1 protein-coding gene is annotated in these 1,485 nt (G+C 69.4%); it reads left to right on the plus strand.

Annotation, left to right across the window (positions count from 1 at the left end; all coding sequences use genetic code 11):
• Window positions 1–262: 262 nt before the first annotated feature.
• Complete coding sequence (locus IE94_RS0134105) at window positions 263–1,465, plus strand: IS110 family RNA-guided transposase (RefSeq protein ID WP_030192250.1); 1,203 nt, start codon at window positions 263–265, stop codon at window positions 1,463–1,465.
• Window positions 1,466–1,485 lie beyond the last annotated feature (20 nt).

Genomic DNA, 1,485 nt, shown 5'->3' on the forward strand with positions numbered 1-1,485 from the left:
CCCGTTATCTTTTTCGCGGTCCTGCAAGAGGGCCGTTGGCCTCCGGGCCCGGCATGACTGTTGCCCCCTGTCGAACGGATGACCTGGGGGGTGGTGTCACCGGGTCCGAAGGGCGCCGTCGGAGACGCTGATCAGAGGTCCGACCACCGCCCGGCCGGGCGCAATGCCCGGCCGTTTTCGGGCGGCAGGTCTGCATAACGTGGATGCGCGAGAACGGCTCCCGACCCTGGGGCCGGCACACATCGACGCATGTGGAGGCACGGTGATCAGCATCGACGGGGTGGGCGTCTTCCTGGGCCTGGACGTCGGCAAGCAGACGCATCACGGCCGCGGTCTGACCCCGGCCGGGAAGACGGTATTCGACAAGCAGATGCCCAACAGCGAACCGAAGCTGCGGGCTGTCTTCGACAAGCTGAAGGCCAAGTTCGGCACCGTCCTGGTGGTCGTGGACCAGCCCGCCTCCATCGGTGCCCTCCCGCTGACCGTCGCCCGGGACGCCGGCTGCCAGGTCGCCTACCTGCCCGGCCTGGCCATGCGCAGGATCGCCGACCTCTACCCCGGCGAGGCCAAGACCGACGCGAAGGACGCCGTGGTCATCGCGGACGCCGCCCGCACCATGCCCCACACCCTGCGCTCACTCGAACTCGCCGACGAAATCACCGCAGAACTGACCATGCTGGTCGGCTTCGACCAGGACCTCGCCGGCGAGGCCAACCGCACCTCCAACCGCATCCGCGGCCTGCTCACCCAGTTCCACCCCAGCCTCGAACGCGTCCTCGGCCCCCGCCTGGACCATCAGGCCGTCACCTGGCTCCTCGAGCGCTACGGATCCCCGCAGGCCCTGCGCAAGGCAGGCCGCCGCAGACTGGTCGAGGTCGTCCGCCCGAGGGCACCGCGCATGGCCGAACGGCTGGTCGACGACATCTTCACCGCGCTCGACGAACAGACCGTCGTCGTCCCGGGCACCGGCACCCTGGACGTGATCGTCCCGTCGCTGGCGAAGTCGCTGGCCGCCGTCCACGAACAACGCCGGGCCCTGGAAGCCCAGATCGAAGCCCTGCTGGAGGCTCACCCTCTTTCCCCGGTCCTGACGTCGATGCCCGGCATCGGCGTCAGGACCGCAGCAGTCCTCCTGACCACCGTCGGTGACGGCAGCTCCTTCCCGAGCGCCGCCCACCTCGCCTCCTACGCCGGCCTCGCCCCGGCAACCCGGCAGTCCGGCACCTCGATCCATGGTGAACACGCCCCCAGAGGCGGGAACCGGCAGCTCAAACGGGCGATGTTCCTCTCCGCGTTCGCGGCCCTGCACGATCCTGCCTCCCGCACCTACTACGACCGCTGCCGAGCCCGCGGCAAAACCCACACCCAAGCCCTCCTCCGCCTCGCCCGCCACCGCACCAGCGTCCTGTTCGCCATGCTCCGCGACGGAACCTTCTACGAACCCCGAACCCCACAGCTCGCTTGACGAAAGACATAGAGGCACCC

It is taken from the genome of Streptomyces violaceorubidus (assembly GCF_000717995.1).
In the GTDB taxonomy this organism is placed as follows: domain Bacteria; phylum Actinomycetota; class Actinomycetes; order Streptomycetales; family Streptomycetaceae; genus Streptomyces; species Streptomyces violaceorubidus.